Raw genomic sequence first — 20,533 nt, 5'->3', positions numbered from 1 at the left:
ATTTTCTACGTATTCAAATTCTGCGGATTCTTCCTGTTCTTGTTCTTTCTCTATGATGTTCTGTAAGTTAGCTCTTAAGGCTGTAACATCTTGCTCCTGAATGGCTTCTTCCAATTCCTGATGAAGTTTGATTTCTTCGTCCAGGTCGGCGTTGATTGCCAATTCCACATTGAATTCCCTTAAGTCGTCGCCGGTCAGTTCGCCGCTCAGGTACTTGTCAATGTATTCAGTATAATTTGATTTACGTATCATCTTCCAATATCTTTTTGTATTCAATGTCTTGTTTAATACTTTTTACGAGGTACTCTTTACATTTATATTTTCTCTTTTTAGCGTACTTCTCGCTTTGGTAGCCCATTATCTGAGCAATTTGTTTTAGTGGCACTTTATCAAAAAACAGTTGTAAAATCTTCTGACAATCCTTGCCAAGGTTTTTGAAATGCTTTTGGTACAATTTGTACTTTTCATTCATTTCGGTTGTTTCTTCAAGACTGGTATCGTAAATATCTTCGTTGAATTCGTGGTTGTCGTGAATTTTTTCACGTTCGTTTTTGCGTTTTTCTAATTGCTTTAACCACAAAAAACGGCAGACAGAATATAAATAAGTCTCAAAGGAGCAGTCGAGAACAAGATCATTTGCTTTAAGTTTCCGGTAGATTATGATGATTGCTTCTTGAAATACATCGTTTGAATCCTCATCATCACCACTGTTCTTTTTAATAAAGAAATTAATCTTGTAAAAGAAGTTCTTGTAGATATATTGGAGAATTAAATTGTCGTTCCTCAGAATTCCGCTAAGGAGTTCTTCGTTCGTGTAACTTATCATTTTCACCTGTTAATTCTTAAGAGTTTGAAAAGGTAACCCTGCTTTTAAATAAAATTACCATCGTAATCCTTTTTCCTTGCTGTTGATACAGACATTTTCACGTTAAATATGTTTATAAAATGTTGAAAATGCAAATGGTTGTATTTTTATTTAATGAGTTCCCTTTTTATTAATTATTATGGTGTCCTGAATATATCGCAATACAAAAATATCTAAAAAAGATGAAAGGATGATTATTAAGTTATGCACATCTTTTGCCTAATTTCAAATAATTGTTGATTTGACGATTTTGAAAAAGTCAAAAGAATCTAAAATGATAATGGAAATAATTGAAGAAATTTTCAAAAAAGTTGAAATCTGAGGAAACGCTATTGAAAGTTCAAATTTTGCAGATCGGAAGTAATTATATGAAAAAATAAAAGGTAGACCCTCTGGCCTACCTTTTCTCACTAAACTAACTAACCTAACTAAACCTAAACTTATGAAAAAAAACGTACTACAAAGATATGTTCTAGAACAGTAAAAATCGTTAAAAATTTGTTAATTCTTGTTAAATTATTGTTTTTTTATTATATGCTACATCATTGTGGGACGAAAGTGTAGGTAATTGTGCCTTTCTGTAAGGTTGGGGAGTTATTATCGGCATTAAAATATGTACGTTTTGCCGCTTGTTCTGCGTATACTGGAAGCATCTGATCTTTAATATTTGGATTTTCTCTGACTGCTGCTTTTTTAACACGACCACTCTGATCAACCCAAATATCTACCGTAATTGTACCCCCACCTTGCGCCAAATACACAGGAATTGGTAATCTGGTATGATATCGGTTCTCTAAAAAATAGTGAATATTACTTTCTCCGGAGTAGAACGTATTTTTAATGGAATCTGGATCCATGCCGTCGGTTGTTTCTTCAGGCATGCTAAATTCTTCCATGTCTGGAATTTCTTTTGATAGTTGTTTGTTTACATCGGAAACTAATTTTTGGGCATTTTCAATTTCCCGCTGATATTCTTCATCGAAAAAAGGATCTTTGTTTGCTTCGTTTACTGCCCGGTTGCTTCTTGGCTGAAAATCACTTCTACTTAAATCTGAAGGACTGTTTTCTTCCTCTTTATTTTCCTCAGGCTGTTCTTCTGGTTCTGGAGTTTCTTCAATTTGTGAGAAATCGATAATAATTGGTTCTTCTTTAACCTCACCTTTTTGGTTGACTTCTGCCATTAGAAAACTTCCAAATAGTAATATGTGGAATATTAATGTCCCCATTATTCCATATACATTCTTTTTATATAATTCCACCAGATTGACCATCTTGAGACAAAGTAAGGAAAAAACTATCTTTTACCGATTGATTTTTTATCAGATTTTCAGCTTATCAAACTTTCATTAATTTCTCTCTTTTTTATTTTGATTCATAAGATGATTTAAAGTGCTGTTTGTGTTGATTTAAGTTTTCTTAGGATTATTTCAACTTTAAAAACGAATTTTATTTTATAAATTGTCTCAGTATTTAATAAATAGATTTTGTGAAGAGGATTGCTTCGTTGATAAATATAATCGTATTATTTTCCTGTTTTCCTATTTGGGCAGATGCTCAGGAATATGGCGCAGGTGAAAACGAATATAATAAACCTGAGTCGGAGCTTTTTTACGACAGCTTAAAAACGAAAGCGTATCGCCATCGGTTAACATGGTTTATTTATAAAAATTTGGTTGTTGAAAGTAAGGATGATCAAACAGACTTAAATAAAGCATACGAATATCTTTCCAGTTTAAACGGGAAAACCATTGCAAAAATAGAAGTGCAAGCACTGGATGTTTTTGGTCCTACCTTTGCTGACACAAGTCAGGTGATAGAATCTAAACTAGGACAATGGGCAAATAGTTTACATACAAAAACAAACTTGAATATTATAAGGAAGAACATTCTATTAAATGAAGGGGATGTTTTTGATGCGGATAAGGTTTTAGATAATGAACGGATAATCCGTTCATTGCCTTATATTCGAGATGTCCGTTTTGTGGTAACACAAGATTACCTTAATCCAGATCAGGTAAATGTGTTGGTTCTGTCTAAGGATGTATTCTCATTTGGTATTGCGGGGAATTTCGATGGAATTGAATCTGCAAGCCTCGAGATGTACAATCAAAACATTTGGGGAATGGGGCATCAAATATCTGCAAAAATGGTGGGGCATGTAGACAAGGAACCATATGTCGGTTTTGAAGGTTTTTATACAATTAATAATATAGGAGGAAATTTTGTTGATTTTTCTGTGGGTTATGTGAATACCTATAAAAGGGAAGGGGCTGGTTTCATTTGTGAAAAACCTTTTATTCGTTCGACGACTCGCCTTGCGGGTGGCGTTTCTTTATTTCGATTGCAAAGGGCAGATCGATTAATTGAGGATGATCCGGTAGAAACAGAATTTCCATTGGACTATCGGTATTTGGATTTATGGGGCGGATATGCATTTCAGTTAAATCAGGGAGACCCGGATAAAAACATGCAACTTGCTTTTTCATCCAGAATGCGGCAGTATAGTTTCTTTGATCGTCCGGAACCTGATCCCCAGAATAATCAATATTTTGCAAATTCCGATTTTTACCTTGCCAGCGTTAGCTTGTCGAAACGAACTTACATTCGAGACTACCTTGTATATAGTTATGGAATTACTGAAGACATACCGCGTGGTTTCCTTCATGAATGGACGATTGGGTATGATGATAATGAATTCAATAAGCGGTGGTATAGCCATTTGTTTTTCTCATCAGGTAATTTTATAAAGTACAAGCCTTGTTATTTGTATGGTTCAGTGGGAATTGGTGGTTATATATATGGTAGACACTTTGAGCAGGGCTTGTTTGAATTGAATGGGAATTACATTTCCAGATTGTTTCAGGTCGGAAGTCAACGTGCTCGCCAATTTATTCGGCTAAACTATATGTTGGGAATTCGACGTTTTGATTTGGAAGATCTTTATTTGAGATACAAAATAGGTATTCGTGGATTTGAAAGTGATGAAGCAATTGGAAAACAACGGCTAAGTTTGAATTTGGAAACTGTTTTGTTTCAAAATCGTGAAATCTTAAAATTCAACATTGCTCTTTTTGGTTTTGCTGATCTGGGAATTATCGGTTCAAACAAGGAATTAATTTTCAAGCAGGATTACTATGGTGGAATAGGGGCTGGTATACGCCTTCGAAATGAGAGTTTGGTTTTTAGAACACTGCAACTCCGTTTAGCTTATTACCCCAATCATCCTCCAGATGTCGGTGGGTTCGGGATAATCTTTACTGAAAGAAGAAAAGGCGACTTTTATAGTTTCCAGCCACGAAAACCTGAGCCAATAAGGTTTGAGTAATTTTACCAGTGATTTACGTCAGGTATTTCCCAATTACTTGTTATAAATAATCAATAAAGTATTGGCTGACTTTATCCATTAAGTGAATACGATCTTTTCCACGTACATTATGAGGATGGATTGGATATGCAAAAAAGTCAACCTGTTTATTTTGTTTGACACATTCCCGAAGAAATTTCATGCTATGCTGCGTCACTACTGTTTCGTCTTGAACTCCGTGAATAAGCATTAATTTCCCATTTAGATTTCCCACATGATTAATCATATTCGAACTTTTGTATCCGTCGGGATTATCATCTGGATGATCCATATATCGCTCTCCGTACATTACTTCGTACATTTCCCAGTCAACGACCGGACCGCCGGCTACACCAACTTTAAATGTTTCCGGTTGACGAAGCATTAGGTTTAAGGTCATAAAACCACCATAGCTCCATCCATGAACTCCAATTCGATTTGTGTCAACATATGGTAAGCTTTTTAGATATTCAATACCTTTCATTTGGTCTGCGGTTTCATTAATCCCCAGGTTCCTATGAATGATATCTTCAAAGGCTTTGCCTCGATTAGCTGAACCGCGGTTATCCAGTGTGAAGGCAATGTAGCCTTTTGATGCCATATAGTATTGCCACCAACCAGCATCATTGTGCCAGGTATTATTTACTAATTGTGCATGTGGCCCTCCATAAACATATACAATAACAGGGTATTTCCTTGTTGAATCGAAATTTGGAGGAAGGATCATTCTGCAATACAAATCAGTTTTGTTGTCTTCTGATTTGATGGTGAAAATCTTATTCTCTCCAAATTGGATATCTGACGCTTTATTTTCTGAAGTAAGTACGTTTTTTATAAGTTTTCCATTTGAGCTGATTAAATCAGTTTTATGAGGAACATCAAAAGCAGTCCAGTTATCAATTAAATAAGAAAAGTCGTTTGAGAAACTTGCAGTATGCGTTCCTTCTGTTTTACTTAGCTTCGTAAGTTCCCCACTTTTAATTTCTACTTTGTATATATGTCGCTCGGTTGGATTTTCTTTGGTTGATTGAATAAAGATATTCTTTTCAGCTTCATCATAACCATAGAAATTGGTTACCTCCCAATCTCCTTTTGTGAGTTGTTTTATTTTCTTACCATATACATTATATATATATAGGTGAGACCAACCATCATTTCTGGTTTGATAATAAAATTGTTCCGGATTTTTCTTTGAAAAGATAATCGGATGTTCAGGTTCAACATAAGTATTGCTTTTTTCTTCAATTAAAGTTTTTGAAAATGAACCATCAGCAACCTTGTATTGATTAAGATGCATGTGATTTTGGTCGCGATTAAGTTCAGCAATATATATGTATGCTTCATTCGGTCCCCAGCTGATGTTGGTCAGGTAATGTTCTTTGGGCTCCCCGGTCTGCATAAATACCGTCTCACCTGATTTTAAATTGTAGATCCCCAATGTAACGTGATGGCTTTTCATTCCTGCCATTGGGTATTTTACTGGAGTATGCTCAGCTTCGCGAGCCATGAAATCTACCAATGGATAATCCTTCACCATACTTTCATCTTTTCTGTAAAAAGCAAGGTAATACCCATCCGGTGACCAAAAAGTCCCTTTGGTAATTCCAAACTCACGGCGGTGTACATACTGGCCATTTACAATTCCGGCATCGGTGTCAAAAGTGATTTGTTTTTCACCTGACTGATCCAGGATAAATAAGTTTTGACCTTTTGTATACGTAAGTGTATTGTTAGCATCACAGAAATCCAGAAATTTTGAATCATCAGGAATTTTTAAATTCAAAGTGAATTCATTTTCTGTCAGATTAAATACAAGTATATCTAATCCATATTTGATAAGGATGGTATTTTCATCCTGAAATCTGAACGCAGGGAAACTTTTAATTTCAACAGATATTTTCTCAGCTGCATTCTGAATTTCTTTTAATGATAGCAATTTTGTTTTTTGATCTTTTTTTACAGAACACTGGTAAAGAGTGTCATTTTCAATAAGCACATAGCTGTTCTCATTTCGCCAATGCAGCCCCGAAATATAGTCTGGATTGTACTTTGTATATCGGCCAATTATGGCATCATCGATTGTTAGTTGCTTTGTTTGCGAAATAACTGGTTGAATGAATATAACCAGTACAAAAATCAATATGCTTAATCTCATGGATAAAATTCTTTAGAAACTGCGAAACTAGAAAAATATTTAAACTGACCAATGAGTTTTCATCAGCACATAATAATTACAGTTTTCAGTTGGCAATTTCAAATTGTTATTCGCCGGAAGGAAACTTAGTTGTTAGATTTTTAACTTCTTCCTTTGTCAACTTCGAGACACATCCGTGACGAGCGTCTGCAGGTAAGGTAACATCGTCAACTATTGACCAGTGAATTAAATCTGGAGAAAATGAAATTCCATATCTATTTGTCATGCAATAATCGTAAAACAATAACCAGCCATCATGAACCGGATCTTTCATTACGCTTGGACCTTCTGTAATTATCGGAACAATTTGACCATCATTTAGCGGGCCTTCAACAATTTCATACGGACCGTCCAGATTCTTTGAAGTTGCTACCCGAATTGCGCGACGTTCACCTGTTTTTGCACCAAACTCTTCTTCTTTATGAAACAGGTAATAAATTCCGTCTTGTTTTATCAAGGTTCCATCAATTACCGAATAGGGTGGTGCAAAAAATTCTTTCGCTGGTGTAAAATGCTCCCAGTCTTTCGTTTTACAGTACCAAAGTCGACTTTTTTTCCATCCCGCATCTTCAAAAGAGGAAGACCAAATTAGAACGTACTCACCAGTAGTGTCATCATAAAACCATTCGGGGGCCCATATATTTCTCGCCATCATTCCTGATTCATTCCTAACATCTTTCATTAAAGGCAAATACTTTTCAACTTCCCAGTTGACTAAATCTGTTGAAGTTGCGAAAAGACAATGCGGTCCAAGGTTTTCACCGTCTTTATTTCTTTTACCGCCTGTTGCCAATAATCTCCAGGTGCCATCAGCTCCCCGGCGTACAAACGGATCACGCATGCGCTGTTCCCAAATTGGTTCATTATTATTTATTGGTGTCCAATTTCTTCCATCTGTTGATAAGGCAACATGCAATTGTTCAACTTGCATGGGATCGGGAAGCGGAACTTCTATCGTATTGCCATCAGCATCAATTTCAATGCGGGTGGGGTAACGCTGACGAAAGTAGGTTAGCATCCAAACGTTATCACTATTCTCAATTTCCTGAGTAATGCTTGCTTGATTTTCATTCTTAGGAATGGTGCCTTCAGCATTTGATTGGATTCCTTGTAAAGAGGCAATCATGATTAAGAGTAAAATGCGAAAATATTTCATGAGGTTTGTTGTATTAGATTAGAAAGTAAAACTAATTATTTGCTGGAATAATTGAAAGCAATCAAATTCAAAAGATGCATTTAGCTCAGTAATCCAATAATTTCTTCTTGAGAAATCGCTTTGAACGGATTATTTGAATTGATGAATTTTTCTGCCAGAGAAGATTTTCGACTTTGAAGTTGCTGTATTTTTTCTTCAATCGAACCTTCGGTGATAAAACGATAAACGAACACCTTTTTATCTTGTCCAATACGGTGTGCCCGGTTGATTGCCTGATTTTCAGCTGCCGGATTCCACCATGGATCAATAATAAATACATAATCGGCTGAAGTCAGGTTCAATCCAACTCCTCCTGCTTTTAACGAAATAAGAAAAATGCGATTTTCTTCGTCTTCCTGAAAATTCTTAATTACCTGTGCCCGGTTGGTCGTTTGTCCTGTCAAAATAGAATACTTCCAGTTTTCATCTTCAATTTTCTGTTTGAGAAGTTCCAGATGTTTCACAAATGATGAAAAAATCAAAACCTTATGCTTTTCTGCCATTAGGCTTCGTAGGCTTCGAAATATTTCATCAAACTTTCCTGATTCAGAATCGTCATCTTTATTCAACATAGAAGGGTGGTTCGCCAATTGACGTAATTTTGTTAATCCTTGCAAAACAATAAAGGCTGATTTTTCAACTCCTTCTTTTTCGATGTTTTCCAGAATGCTATTTCTTATTATTGACTTTTCTCGTTCGTACAATTGTTGCTGGGATTTTCCCATATCGCAATAACGAATTTGCTCGGTGAGCGGAGGCAAGTCTTTTGCCACTTGTTCTTTTGTTCGTCTTAAAACAAATGGCCGAATTAAGGTTTGAAGTTTTTCCTGTTTTTCTGCATCGCTCTTTTTCTCAATGGGAGTAATAAATTCTCTCTTAAAATAGGCTAGGTTTCCAAGTAGACCTTTATTTAGAAAATTAATTTGCGACCATAAATCCGACAGTGAATTTTCAATGGGTGTGCCAGTCAATACTAAACGAAATTGAGCTCTTAATTGAGTGATTGTTTTATATGTTTTTGAAGTTGGGTTTTTTATGTTTTGGCTTTCATCGAGTATTAAATAGAAAAACTCATGTTCCTTGAGAAGTTCAAAATCATTTCTAACCGTTCCGTAGGTTGTTAGAATTACGTCGTAATATTGAATGATGCCTTTTAGGTTTAACGATTTCTTGCGTTGTATTCCCACATGCTTATATACTTTCAGGGAAGGAGTAAATTTTTTGATCTCATTTTCCCAGTTGTGAATTAATGAAGTCGGCATAACAATTAACGAAGCAGCTTGTCCTTTCTGATTATCTTCCTCACTAAAAAGGGGCAGCTGATTTTCTTTACTAATTTGTGGGATATTAATAACAGATTTTAGCCGCTTCAGTTTCAATAGCAGGGTGAGGGTTTGCAAGGTTTTTCCTAAACCCATATCATCCGCTAAACAGCCTCCAAATTGATGCTCATATAAGTGGTACATCCACGAAAAACCTTCTTCCTGGTACGAACGTAAGTGCGCCTGAACATTGGAAGGTAAGGTTATTTTTACCTCCGCATTTTCTCCGATTTTTGATAAACGTTGGTAAAAACTCTTATCAATCCCTTTTAGCCGTTTCTTGAGTAATTGGTAATGATGCTTTTTCAGTTTTAGCAGATTACCATCTGTCTTTGTAAAAGGGAAAATATCTTCGTAGGCAGTAAACCATTCTATTGGCAAAATAGCGATTTCACCATTTGGTAGTTCAAACTCGCGAATACCATTTAATATATGCCGTTTTAATTTTATAAACGGAATTTCATAATCACCAAAACGAACTTTCGCATAAATATCAAACCAATCATCATTACTCTTTATCTCAATGTCCAGGTCCTGGCTGGCCGTTGAATATTTCTTTTCATATCGGTTTTGTTGAATGACGAAACCAGCTTCAAGCAATTCTTTTTTATGAGAATTCAGCCATCGGATAATTTCATAGAGTCGATCATTGTTATCCAATAATTCAACATTCTTCGGAAAAAAAGAACTATCCTTTTCCGTTAATTCGAGATTCTTCAAAAAATTGATTTTTTCCTTTTCCCAGTCCTGGTCTCTGTTCAATTTAGAAAACTGATAGCTATCGTTTACTTTTTCGAGGCTAACCGAAACTTTTGTCGAGCTATTTGGCAGAAATTCATTGTTCCCATATCGGAATTTAGGAAGGAGCACCGCCTCCATCTTTAAATTAGGTTCGAGTGAAAGAACAGCTGTTTGGCTTCCTCTAGATTCTTTAATGACAAATCCATCAGCCTGAACTTGATGCTCTCGAATAGTGCTTAAAACAAAGCTTTTATAATATTTGTCTTCAACCTGATGAGGAATGAAAATCGACTCCTTTTCAAAAAATGGTAGTAGTTTTTTAGCTGAAATATCCTGAAAAACAAACAACTTATTTTGCCAATAAAGCATGCATGGCTCATTGGAAATAACGGCCATGGTTCGATTTAAGATTTTTAGTGGTTCTTTGTTGTGTTCAATTTTCAGGCTGTAACGTGTTCCTTCAGGGCGTCTTTGAAAATGAAACGTACAATTAGAGAAAATCTCAGGAATAATGATTAAATCTTCTTCGTATAAATTCGAATATTTTGCCTGTTTGAAAAATACCCGTGTACGCTGAGTCATCAATAGGTGAGCGATACGCGTCATGTATCGGTCGATGTAAGGACTAATGTGATTTAGAAATAAATCGTGATCAAGATTTTGAAAGAAGCTGCTTGCTTCCTTCTTCCTGGAGAATTTCTTCACCAGCTTCTCATCACTGTACTGGTCAATTAATTTTACAAGCTCAGTTTCTTCTTCATTTAACGAAAGCTCTGGCAGATCATGCATTTTTACCAAGCGGACAATGCTGTAAAAAGAGACTTTCTTTTCAATCAGAAATGCTTGAAAAATGTACCCAAAGGTTCGATGCTCCGTTAAGCCAATGATAAATTCCTGCTCCATATTAAAAACTGTACTTCAAAAAAGCGAAGAAAATTTTTTTACTCTTCAAAAAGTCAAAACTTCAAATATACACGAATTTCGAGAAGTGACGCTTCTAATTGGATCAAGAAAATATTAAAAACCTGCTTTGTGATTTTACTACTATTGCTTTTTCTTGTTACTGAAATGCTTGGTATACAGGATGGAAACAGTGATTGCAATAATTGCAAAGATCAGGAATATTATCACCCTGTAACTTCACCTTTTGTGGTTTGGCTGCTTTTAGTCAGATGATCGATGTTATAATCTTCAAAAACAATAGCAATTGCGATTTTTACCAAAAAAGTAAAGATCAAGGAACCCAACGAGAAGATCATTACTGCAGTTCTTATTTCTATGAATGACGGAGTGTAGACATAAATTTGCCCTAACACATCAGGAGTAAATCCCGGGATGATAAGCGCAATACCTTTCTCTACATAAACACTGGCATAAATCAAAATTGCACCAATATTCAACGTTGTGAAGTTTTTTCTCGTTTTGGGAATTAAAAAAATAACAAAAGCCATGCACCCCATGGTAATAGAAGCCCAGCTGTAAACGATAATTTCTTTGTTATCTCCAATTCCGAAAAGAAGATACTTCCAATACAAAATATGTTCGGTACCGGAATAAAACTCTTTAAAAAGCTCAGCTATCGTAAAGAATAGGTATATGAACATTGCATAAACCATTAGCTCTGCAATTTTCCATATTGCTTCATCTTTTATTTCAAACCTGGTCATCTTCCGGAGAATTTGGAACAGAATGAGAAGAATTGCTGGTCCTGAACAAAAAGCTGAAGCTAAAAAACGTGGGGCAAGCAACGCACTGTTCCAAAACGGACGGGCAGGCAAAGCGTTATACAGAAAGGCTGTCACGGTGTGAATACCGACCGCCATTGGTATACTGATAAAAACCAATGGAAGTACCATGGATTTTCGATATTCTTTCTTGTAAAAAATGGAATACAACAAATAGCTAACAACCATAAGGTTAAGGATTAGGTAGAAAAACAGAAAGAAAAAGTCCCAGGATAACATGGATGATGGGAAATTCATTGTGCCAACTATCGGGAGCATGTGCCAAAATCGTAAGGGATTTCCAATGTCAACAACAATAAACGAAATAGACATAACTACTGCGCAAACAGCTAGTAATTCACCAAAAATGACGATTTCTTTTATAGGTTTCCAGTTATAAACGTAGGCGGGAATGACTAGCATGACTGCTGCAGCGGCAATTCCAACAAGAAAGGTAAAATTGCCAATATAAAATGCCCATGAAACGGAGTCGCGCATGTGTGTTTTTATTAATCCTTCACTCAACTGAGTGGAATATCCTAAAGCACCCCAAATAAAAAGCAGAAACAGAATAATCAACCAGATATAATATGTTTTGCTTCCGCGAAAGATGATTTTAAAACTGCCTAGCGTAAATCGAATAAAATTCATTTGATCCTACTTTTCAAAATTTATTTTTCAAAAAAAGCCCCGCATTCAATATTTTAAATTCCGAAGAAATAATAGAATCTGGGCTGTGTATTTAGCTCTTGTTTAAGCACAAGAACGCGTTTATTCTCCAGTATATACCTGATTTCACTCTCTGGATCAAGTAGATTGCCAAATTTGCGTGCACCTACGGGACACGCTTCAACACAAGAAGGGTATTTGCCTTCGCGGGTACGTTGAATACAAAAAGTACATTTTTCAACCACGCCCTTCATTCGTGGTCGATTGCCCAGGTAATGCATTTCAGCATTTATTTCTTCTGCAGAAATTGTTGGTTTTCCCCAATTGAAGTGTCTCGCTCCATAAGGACATGCAGCCATACAATAGCGACAACCAATACACCAGTTATAATCAATTACTGTAATGCCATCAGGTTCTTGCCATGTAGCTTTCACCGGGCACACTTTGACACATGGTGGGTTTTTGCATTGCTGGCAGGCGATGGGAACATAAAAGAAACCTTTCTCCGGAACTTTCTCCGGATTGTAAAAGACATTTGAATCTGCAAAATCAATCCCTTTCTCCTTCTCCATTTGAAGCACCTGTATCCAATGAATTTGAGGGCTGCGCGATTGATTATTTTCTTTTACACAGGCATACACACACCTTCTGCATCCAATGCACCTGGAAAGATCAAGAGCATAGCCAAACGATACACCTTCTAGTGCTTTTTTTGATGAAACTTGAAATTCTTTTCCAAATTTTTCTTTGTAGTCAACTTCCAGACGTTCGATGATTTTAGCCTTTTCTTTCTTTGATAAAACTCTGAAATTACGTTGAAGAAATTCATCTATTTCTTTCAAGTTACATCCAGCCAATGCTAGCGCTGAGAAAGAAGCCAATGAAATTTCCCTTAAAAATGACCGTCTTGATTTTTCTTTTTTCACTTCAATACCTTTTAGGTTCAATCATTTAATATCTTCTTGTCTCACAGGCGGAGGTTCAGGAGTTAATTCCTTAAATCTTGGTGAGTGTGGATTATGGCAATGAACACATAGCAAATATTCTTTTCTGCCATTCCAATAACCAGTTCTTTTACCATGCACACCTACTTTCCAATCCCTCAGTTTTTCTCCATGACACTGTCCACACAGTTTGTATGATTCTTTAAAATCGAGTAAGCGCCCGCTTGCCAGTCGAAGAGAGTCCCTGTTATTTAGATCATGACAATCAAGGCACCAGCGGTTCTCGCTATCGTGATCGAAAATGGCAGAAATATCATCATGCATATCGATCAAATTTCTTCTTTCCGGATTTGGTTCAATTTCAAAATGACAGTCTGAGCAGGGAAAAATTCCTTCACTAAATGGTGGCTGTTCAACTGCAATTTCTGTATTAGAGTCTGAGGTTGATTTCTCATTGTGTACAATGGCTTTTTCTGTTTCTTGTGAATTTGATTTATTGGAATTGCATCCTGAAAAAGCAAATAGAGCAATCAGAATAGTTAGACTGAGGGGAGTAATGTGGTGATGTTCTTTCATAAGAAATCGTATTTCAGTTTTACTTATTCCTTCTTTTTGGTCAGGTATTTCGTGTAAATAATAGAAACCGTAATTAATATGAATGCTAACAGCAAAAACAGCAGAACCCGGTAACCAATATCAATATTGGACATGTCGTAGAAAATAAGCTTTACGCTTGTGGTAACCATAGTGGCAATTGCCAGCCAGCGATATTTGAAATTTTTCAGTAACAAACTCATCAAAAAGAAAAGGATTGCTGCCAGGATCCAGGATGCTGTAATGTATGCTTCGGGGAATACATGACTAAATGCAATGAGTGTCATGATAAATCCTGCGAGCAAATAGAAATTGCGCATAAGTTCCGTACGGATATTTAAGCGTTCTTTTTTCCAATTGATAATTCTGGCTGTAAGAAAGGCGGTGAGCATGAAAGCAAAGTCAGTGGCAACTATTTTACTCGAAGTACTCAAGTATACGATTAATAAGATCAGATACAAAATAGTATTCATAACCACGATAAACCTTGAACGAAACCAAAGTGCCATGGATACAACCAATAAACTTTGTAATGCAAGGAACATGTAGGTTCTGGGAAATAAAAATATTCCATAAAGAGCTACACTCATTGCCAGAAAGCCATATATGGCATACATGGATGCTGTTATTTTTATCTCTGATTTTATTTGTAGAAGAAATGAAAAGATTAGGCAAAAAACAGCAATTGAACTATACAATGGGATAAAATTACTTTGCGAATAGAAGATGGTTGCGAGCACCAGGCTGAAAGTGAATCCCAGACCATTCCATATAATAGCAGCGATAATAATTTCTTTGGATATTGTTTCTCTCGGCGGAATTAAGGCAATCAGTGAAAAGATAAATCCAGTGGCAAAGAGATTTAGATAATTGAGACCGGGAGATTCAAGAAGCTCAATTTGCAGATTCAGCAATGGATTGTTTAATAACCAGCATAGATGCCCAAAATACACCAGGAAAATAAAAGCGAAGAACAGTTTTATCCAGTCATATTTAAAGTATAAATAGAGAACTAAAACAGAGACGATTGTACTAATTCCGGCTAAGAAGGGAATGGAGTTACTGATTATACCTGTTGCAAGCATCATGAGTAAAACCATTGCAGACATGATTTGCAACTTCGCGTGGTACGCCAGGTAGAAAAGAGATGCAAGTACAAATAGAATAATTGTCATTGCTGTAAAACTATTTTCAATCAGTGGTTCTTTTTGAAAGAAATGCAGGCGAATAATGACAAAATACAATAACAGATGACCGCTGTAAATAAATAGTTTGGATAGGTAATTATAGGAATTTCTAGTAAAAAAAGCACTTATGTAGATTCCTGCAACAGCTCCGACTCCGGCAATCAATGAAATGAGTGGATTGCTCGTATTTTCAAGGTATCCTACAAGGAAAATAAAACCAAACAGTAAAATAATGTTACCCAACCAAGCCATTCCATATTCGCCTGCTCTTACTTCCAGCGATTTCTTTTCCTGAGTTACTTCGGCTGAAATTGTAGGTCTGTCTTTTAATACATCAGTTGCTTCTCGTATAATCTCATCTTTGGAACTTTGTTTTTTTAATACAGACTCAATTTTGCTTAAGCGTGATTTAATCAACTGTAATTCTTCTCTTATGATTTTTATCTCCTGTGCATCTGATTTCTCCATTTCTTTTCAGTTAATGAAATCTTAGTGTATGAAAGATCATCCAATCAGCTGGTGTGTTCTTCGGATGGTCTGTTCCAGGGTGGCAATAACCAAAGTAAAAAAGCAAGGATAATAAACGGCAAGATCAGCCAAACAATAGCCATAAAGAATCCTTCAGGTCCGATCAATCCCAGTTTGAAACTGGTAAATCCAAGAAAGCTTTTTGAGAAAAGTTGTCCGCCAATAACCACGTTCCAACGCATCGCGAAAATACCCATCAATACTAACAGGCTTGTCAGTAAATAGACAGGCCTTCTGATTTCGGGTTTTGGTTTATAAATTCTAAATAGGCCCATCGCTAAAATAGGCACAATCGTGCCCAAAAATCCCTGGATGACAAACAAGGTGATATTTAGTTTACCATTCACTAAAATGTCTAAAATTTCAAATGATTCTTCTGCTTCATAGATACGATGAACCTGGTCCAGTGCTTCCAGTGAAAAGTCTAGCACCAGCACATAAAATAGGTACTTGCCAACTTCATCCAGGCAAGGCATATCAATTTTTACTTTCCGAATCCACGATACAGCCATGTATAGAAACATGACCAACGCGATACCGGAAACCATTGCAGAAAACAAGAAGATCACTGGCATTAAAACCGTTGACCACCAAGGGTTAGCTTTGATGGAGCCGAATATAAAACCAACATAGCCATGCAGTAAGAATGCAGATGGAATACCAACAACTGTGACAAAGTACCCCAGCTTGTTATCCCACGAAACAGTAATTGGTGAAATGTCTTTCACTCCCAACGTCAATATATTATATAGTTTACCTAGAAAACCTTTTTTACGATTGGACCATAGAACCAGATCCTGCCGATAGTCGAACCATATCTCCAACAGTAGGACAACTGTTAGATACCAGAGATAGACAAATCCAAAGATGGCCATGGCAGATCCCCAATGCGGGGTGGTCATAATTTCATAGAATCGGAAAGGTTTTCCCAGGTGTGTAATTAAAGGAAGAATGGCAACAATTAAAAAGGCAAGCGCTGTTAACAGGGCCAACTGATAAGTCGGTTTCAGAACTTTAACATTAAAAACACGTTCAAGTGAGGCAAGTATAAAAGCCCCGGCCACTAATCCGGTGATGTATGGATACAAAACGATCAGAATTCCCCAGTGTAATTCGATTTCATTTGGATAAATGTATCCATCAACCTGGTTGAGCATTTCATATAAATGTTCCATATTATCTTACCTCCGCGCTTATTCCGTTATAAAATAATTTTGAACCCGTATTCAGATTGGGTTTCAATACATGGCAATTATGTTCTTTCAAAAAGCTGACAAGTTCACTTTCAGGATCATGAAGATCACCGTAAATTCTTGCTCCGGTTGGGCATACTTCCACACATGCAGGCGATAAGCCTTTTGTTATTCGGTGATAACAAAGAGTGCATTTGTCAACAGTTTTTTTCTCGGGGTGCAAATAGCGACAACCATACGGACAAGCCTGAATGCAATAGCGGCAGCCGATACAATATTCTTCATCTACCAATGCAATCCCCTCGGGACTTTCAAAGGTTGCACCAACCGGGCAAACCTGCGTACAGGGAGATTTGGCACAATGGTTACACATTTTGGGAACGAAAAAAGTCTTAAATATTTCGTCTTCCGGAATCGTCTGTTTAAAGCCGTCAATGCCGCCGTTGGGAGATTCTACTTTTAATGATCCGTCATTTTTTATGGTATATTGCTCCACCCATGTTCGAAAATAGAAAGGTTCTTTGGGTACGTTGTTTTCTTCCTTGCAAGCCTTTGCACACATACCGCAGCCAATACATTTTTCAATGTCAATTCCAACGCCATACCAAGTTTTGGATTTATCCGGTTCATTTGCTGCAAAAACATATGCAGAAAAAGGTTTGGTCACCGAGCTTGCAAGGATGGTTCCGAATAGAAGGGCGGTGTTTTTAATGAAACGCCGTCTTGCTTTATTCATTCTTTTAGTTCCCATACGGCATGTGGATTATGACAATCAATACAATTTTCCCTTTCCATATTGTGGGTGTCTATATCGATTTGGTTAATAACTTCAAGTTTACGGGCTGGATTAATGGCATGACATTGGCCACAGAATTTGCGTGTTCCCGGTTTTGCAAGAACATTGGCCTCAGCATCTTCAATGTGCAGGTAGCCGGGACCATGACAAGTTTCACAAGACAAGCCTGCATGAGCATCTGACTCAAGCAATGCACCTTCCGTGTCATGGCAATCTATACAAACAGAGTTCCCAACATAGTGGACCGGAGCGGCAGCAATTTCGTTGATTGAGTTGGCCCGGTAATGGTCGATATCACCAAATGACTCAGGTATAAGAAAATGACGTGCCACAAGAAATAAAATGATGAACACAGCAAATAAGGGGATCAATGTTTTTAATTGTGGAGGCATTGCAATAAGCTTAATTATATTTTCCCAGTGTATTTCAAAGAAGTTGCTCAACATTCTCCCACAAATGTCGGGAGTTTTCATCGTTTAATCCGTCGATGAAAGAGAGAGGCGTTTATAACGACTTAAAAGTTAGTTAATTAATTTGTAAGTTGGGACGGGCGCGATATGATATAAATCAATGAAAATTGAGAAAATTTTTGGGTCTTTGCTGTAACCTAATTTTAAATAAACAGTAAAAAGTCAGGTTTTGATGGGCTGCCAGAGATTGGATATTCGAATTACTGACTAACAATCTTCTTTGTGAAAAATTGAATCGCCAATTTAACTTGATTTTAAGCTATCTTTTCACTTCCAAATAAACAATGAAACGCTTTTTAACACGTTTGATTACCAAAACATGTTCAAGATTTATACTTTTACGGAAATTTGTTCAGTTGGTATATCATGAAGAATTTCATCCTTCTTATTTGTTGTTTGTTTTTATTGAATTTTGTGGTTTACTCACAAGAGAAAACAATTCGTGAAAATGGTCAGACTTTCCTGATTCATCAGGTTGAAAAAGGGGAAACCATTTTTTCGCTCACCAAAAAGTACGAGGTCGATCAGAAAGAGTTGTTGAATGCAAACCCCAATTTAATTTTTGGACTGAAAGTAGGGCAGGAACTGAAAATTCCAGTTGATGCTGGTGTTGTTGAGTCGAAAACTATTGAAGAAGAGCAGCCAGTTGAGCGGGAACCAATTAAGACCTTTCATTCATACCGGGTTCGAAAAAATAATACACTGCATTTTATAGCAAAACGTTATGATGTGACAATTGAAGATATTGAGAAATACAATCCGGAAGTAAAGGACGGGCTGAAAAAAGGGATGGTTTTGAGTATTCCTGATGCACGCGAATTGCAGCAATGGAAAGAACAACAAGCAAAGGTTGCTGAACAGAAAGAAGGCCAAATGGTCACCCACCAAGTTGTTGGAGACGAAACGCTCTATTCTATTTCCAAAAAATATGACCGATCAATTTCCTCCATATTAAAACTAAATCCAAAACTGGAAGAAGGTCTGAAAATAGGCATGAAAATTCAAATTCCAGCTACCAAAGAAGCAGCAGGTCCGGTTAGTCAGGTAACCAATCAGGATGGTTTCTTTATTCATTTGGTAGAAAGTGGAGAAACTTTTTGGCGATTGCAACGTGAATTTGGAACCAGCCGTGCGGAGTTGATTGAATATAACCCTGTATTGGAGCAAGGCTTAATGGCTGGTTTGCGCATAAAGATTCCTGCGCGACATATTCCAGATGTAAAAGTGACAACTGATGAAAGTCGTTATGATCAGCATTTGGTGTCAAAGGGAGAGACTCTTTATGGTTTGGCCATTGCATATGATACCCGAATTAGTGAATTGAAGAAAGCAAACCCGGTGTTGGAATATCGTGGATTAATTGCCGGAGAAACGATTAATGTACCTCGTAAAGAATCAATCATCAATGCTGAACCTACTGAAGATCTGACGATCATTGAAAAAACTGCAGAACAAATTGTCGGGGAGAAAGAGGAATCAGCAGAGCAGTTTCCCGTAGCAGGCTGCACTCCCGATTTTACAGCTGCTTTTGATACCTATGATGTCGGCTTACTTTTACCGTTGTACCTGGAAGCAAACGATACCGTCAACCATATTAAAATAACTCCGAAAGATCTGGAGAAAGATACCTTATTAAGAAGTCAGTTCGAGGCAATTCTGGAGACAGGAAGAGATACTTTTAAAGTTCGGGATGAAAAAATTATTTATCCCCGTTCCGAGAACTTTATGCAGTTCTACGAAGGGGTTTTATTGGCGGTTGACAGTTTGCAAGAGGCTGGTATGCGGGTGAATTTACATGTTTTTGACACCAACCAGGATCAGCAGGTGATTGACTCGCTGCTGCATTTGGACATATTCCGTGAGCTGGATTTGATTATTGGTCCTGTGTTCCCAAATCTTCAGGGAATAGTTGCCGATTATTCCAGTAAAAATCGAATTCCAATGGTTTCACCGCTTTCATCGGGTGGCAATTTTGAATTGAATAATCCATACTATTTCAAGGTGAATCCAAATAAGGAATACCTGGTGCGCAAAACGGCCAGCTACCTGACTGAAGAATATTTTGATAAGAACATCATCGTTATGCAAATGGGTGAATACAAGCATTTGCCGGAAGCAACACTCGTTGATCTTTGTCGTGAAAAGTTTTTCTCAACCGGATTTAACTCACAATCGGGCGATGTGCTTTTCCATGAATATGATTTCCAGGAAGAGGGCTATTGGGGACTGACTCGCATTGCTTCCAAGGATCGGGAGAACGTATTTATCATTCCGTCAGAAAATGAAGGGCAGGTGAGTGTTGGAATTACAAACCTGAATGCATTATCGGAAGAATACCCGGTAACCCTTGTTGGGATGTCTAACTTTCAGCGTTATCAAAGTATTCAACCCGAATATTACCATCACACAAAACTACATTTACTAAGTCCGTATTTTGTGGACTATGAATCATTGGCAACCAATCGGTTTATCGGTCGTTTTCGCGAGAATTATTATGCCGAACCAAACCAGTTTAGCTTCCAGGGATATGACGTAGCCTTCTATTTTATGTCGGCTTTGTATCGTTACGGAAAAGATTTTGTTGATTGCCTGCCAGGCCACCGGGTTGAGCTGACACAGGGTGATTTCTTTTTTGAACCACAAAGCCGTTTTGGTGGGTTTATGAATGAGGGATTATTCGTTGTTTCATATGATCCTGATTATTCTGTTGTGGATGAAGGAACAATCGCAAAACCTGCATTTCAACTAGTGGAGCAATAGGTCTTGCA

15 protein-coding genes are annotated in these 20,533 nt (G+C 37.0%); 2 read left to right on the top strand and 13 right to left on the bottom strand.

Annotated elements, in window-relative coordinates; all coding sequences use genetic code 11:
* The 3 genes from ACUNWD_RS08925 to ACUNWD_RS08915 form a co-directional block, all read right to left on the bottom strand.
* Positions 1-252: hypothetical protein (locus ACUNWD_RS08925; protein ID WP_445587450.1), on the bottom strand; the 252-nt coding region annotated here is incomplete at its 3' end.
* Positions 242-826 (bottom strand): RNA polymerase sigma factor, encoded by a 585-nt coding sequence (locus tag ACUNWD_RS08920; RefSeq protein ID WP_445587635.1) that lies wholly within the window; start codon positions 824-826, stop codon positions 242-244. The genes ACUNWD_RS08920 and ACUNWD_RS08925, both read right to left, overlap by 11 nt.
* A 581-nt stretch (positions 827-1,407) precedes the next feature.
* Complete coding sequence (locus tag ACUNWD_RS08915; RefSeq protein ID WP_445587449.1) at positions 1,408-2,136, bottom strand: hypothetical protein; 729 nt, start codon at positions 2,134-2,136, stop codon at positions 1,408-1,410.
* Between the two features lie 215 nt (positions 2,137-2,351).
* Here ACUNWD_RS08915 and ACUNWD_RS08910 point away from each other — a divergent pair, with 215 nt between their 5' ends.
* Positions 2,352-4,190: a hypothetical protein gene (locus ACUNWD_RS08910; RefSeq protein WP_445587448.1), complete on the top strand. Its 1,839-nt coding sequence runs from the start codon at positions 2,352-2,354 to the stop codon at positions 4,188-4,190.
* A 40-nt stretch (positions 4,191-4,230) separates the two neighbouring features.
* Here the strand turns inward: ACUNWD_RS08910 and ACUNWD_RS08905 are convergent, their stop codons facing one another.
* The 10 genes from ACUNWD_RS08905 to ACUNWD_RS08860 all read right to left on the bottom strand — a co-directional run bounded on the left by ACUNWD_RS08905 (position 4,231) and on the right by ACUNWD_RS08860 (position 17,768).
* On the bottom strand, positions 4,231-6,363 hold the full coding sequence (locus ACUNWD_RS08905) for a S9 family peptidase (RefSeq protein ID WP_445587447.1): 2,133 nt from the start codon (positions 6,361-6,363) through the stop codon (positions 4,231-4,233).
* 106 nt (positions 6,364-6,469) lie between these two features.
* Positions 6,470-7,558, bottom strand: a complete 1,089-nt coding sequence (locus tag ACUNWD_RS08900; RefSeq protein ID WP_445587446.1) for a glycoside hydrolase family 43 protein — start codon at positions 7,556-7,558, stop codon at positions 6,470-6,472.
* Between the two features lie 80 nt (positions 7,559-7,638).
* Positions 7,639-10,563 carry a DEAD/DEAH box helicase gene (locus tag ACUNWD_RS08895; RefSeq protein WP_445587445.1) on the bottom strand — a complete coding sequence of 975 codons (2,925 nt, stop codon included), beginning with the start codon at positions 10,561-10,563 and terminating at the stop codon, positions 7,639-7,641.
* Positions 10,564-10,787: 224 nt separating this feature from the next.
* Positions 10,788-12,035: a sulfate reduction electron transfer complex DsrMKJOP subunit DsrP gene (gene dsrP, locus ACUNWD_RS08890; RefSeq protein WP_445587444.1), complete on the bottom strand. Its 1,248-nt coding sequence runs from the start codon at positions 12,033-12,035 to the stop codon at positions 10,788-10,790.
* Between the two features lie 53 nt (positions 12,036-12,088).
* Positions 12,089-12,979 (bottom strand): 4Fe-4S dicluster domain-containing protein, encoded by an 891-nt coding sequence (locus ACUNWD_RS08885; protein WP_445587443.1) that lies wholly within the window; start codon positions 12,977-12,979, stop codon positions 12,089-12,091.
* A 21-nt stretch (positions 12,980-13,000) separates the two neighbouring features.
* Complete coding sequence (locus ACUNWD_RS08880) at positions 13,001-13,573, bottom strand: hypothetical protein (protein WP_445587442.1); 573 nt, start codon at positions 13,571-13,573, stop codon at positions 13,001-13,003.
* A 23-nt stretch (positions 13,574-13,596) separates the two neighbouring features.
* Positions 13,597-15,246, bottom strand: coding sequence for a hypothetical protein (locus ACUNWD_RS08875; protein ID WP_445587441.1), 1,650 nt, complete (start codon positions 15,244-15,246; stop codon positions 13,597-13,599).
* 44 nt (positions 15,247-15,290) lie between these two features.
* On the bottom strand, positions 15,291-16,481 hold the full coding sequence (nrfD, locus tag ACUNWD_RS08870; protein ID WP_445587440.1) for an NrfD/PsrC family molybdoenzyme membrane anchor subunit: 1,191 nt from the start codon (positions 16,479-16,481) through the stop codon (positions 15,291-15,293).
* Position 16,482: 1 nt separating this feature from the next.
* Positions 16,483-17,235 carry a 4Fe-4S dicluster domain-containing protein gene (locus tag ACUNWD_RS08865; RefSeq protein ID WP_445587439.1) on the bottom strand — a complete coding sequence of 251 codons (753 nt, stop codon included), beginning with the start codon at positions 17,233-17,235 and terminating at the stop codon, positions 16,483-16,485.
* The gene (locus ACUNWD_RS08860; protein WP_445587438.1) at positions 17,232-17,768 is read right to left on the bottom strand and encodes a cytochrome c3 family protein; all 537 of its coding nucleotides are present in this window, start codon (positions 17,766-17,768) and stop codon (positions 17,232-17,234) included. Before ACUNWD_RS08860 ends, ACUNWD_RS08865 begins: the two co-directional genes overlap by 4 nt.
* 363 nt (positions 17,769-18,131) lie before the next feature.
* Between ACUNWD_RS08860 and ACUNWD_RS08855 the strand changes: the two genes are divergently transcribed.
* Positions 18,132-20,525: a LysM peptidoglycan-binding domain-containing protein gene (locus tag ACUNWD_RS08855; protein ID WP_445587437.1), complete on the top strand. Its 2,394-nt coding sequence runs from the start codon at positions 18,132-18,134 to the stop codon at positions 20,523-20,525.
* The last annotated feature ends 8 nt before the right edge of the window (positions 20,526-20,533 follow it).

Source organism: Sunxiuqinia sp. A32 (assembly GCF_052690465.1).
This window is presented reverse-complemented; position numbering and strand designations above follow the sequence as displayed.

What these genes read in the sequence shown, in the direction of transcription:
- ACUNWD_RS08880 (WP_445587442.1), bottom strand. Translation starts at nt 13,573, where the DNA reads ATGAAAGAACATCACCACATTACTCCCCTCAGTCTAACTATTCTGATT.
- nrfD (WP_445587440.1), bottom strand. Translation starts at nt 16,481, where the DNA reads ATGGAACATTTATATGAAATGCTCAACCAGGTTGATGGATACATTTAT.
- ACUNWD_RS08895 (WP_445587445.1), bottom strand. Translation starts at nt 10,563, where the DNA reads ATGGAGCAGGAATTTATCATTGGCTTAACGGAGCATCGAACCTTTGGG.
- ACUNWD_RS08905 (WP_445587447.1), bottom strand. Translation starts at nt 6,363, where the DNA reads ATGAGATTAAGCATATTGATTTTTGTACTGGTTATATTCATTCAACCA.
- ACUNWD_RS08875 (WP_445587441.1), bottom strand. Translation starts at nt 15,246, where the DNA reads ATGGAGAAATCAGATGCACAGGAGATAAAAATCATAAGAGAAGAATTA.
- ACUNWD_RS08865 (WP_445587439.1), bottom strand. Translation starts at nt 17,235, where the DNA reads ATGAATAAAGCAAGACGGCGTTTCATTAAAAACACCGCCCTTCTATTC.
- ACUNWD_RS08900 (WP_445587446.1), bottom strand. Translation starts at nt 7,558, where the DNA reads ATGAAATATTTTCGCATTTTACTCTTAATCATGATTGCCTCTTTACAA.
- ACUNWD_RS08920 (WP_445587635.1), bottom strand. Translation starts at nt 826, where the DNA reads ATGATAAGTTACACGAACGAAGAACTCCTTAGCGGAATTCTGAGGAAC.
- ACUNWD_RS08915 (WP_445587449.1), bottom strand. Translation starts at nt 2,136, where the DNA reads ATGGTCAATCTGGTGGAATTATATAAAAAGAATGTATATGGAATAATG.
- ACUNWD_RS08855 (WP_445587437.1), top strand. Translation starts at nt 18,132, where the DNA reads ATGAAGAATTTCATCCTTCTTATTTGTTGTTTGTTTTTATTGAATTTT.
- ACUNWD_RS08860 (WP_445587438.1), bottom strand. Translation starts at nt 17,768, where the DNA reads ATGAAAACTCCCGACATTTGTGGGAGAATGTTGAGCAACTTCTTTGAA.
- dsrP (WP_445587444.1), bottom strand. Translation starts at nt 12,035, where the DNA reads ATGAATTTTATTCGATTTACGCTAGGCAGTTTTAAAATCATCTTTCGC.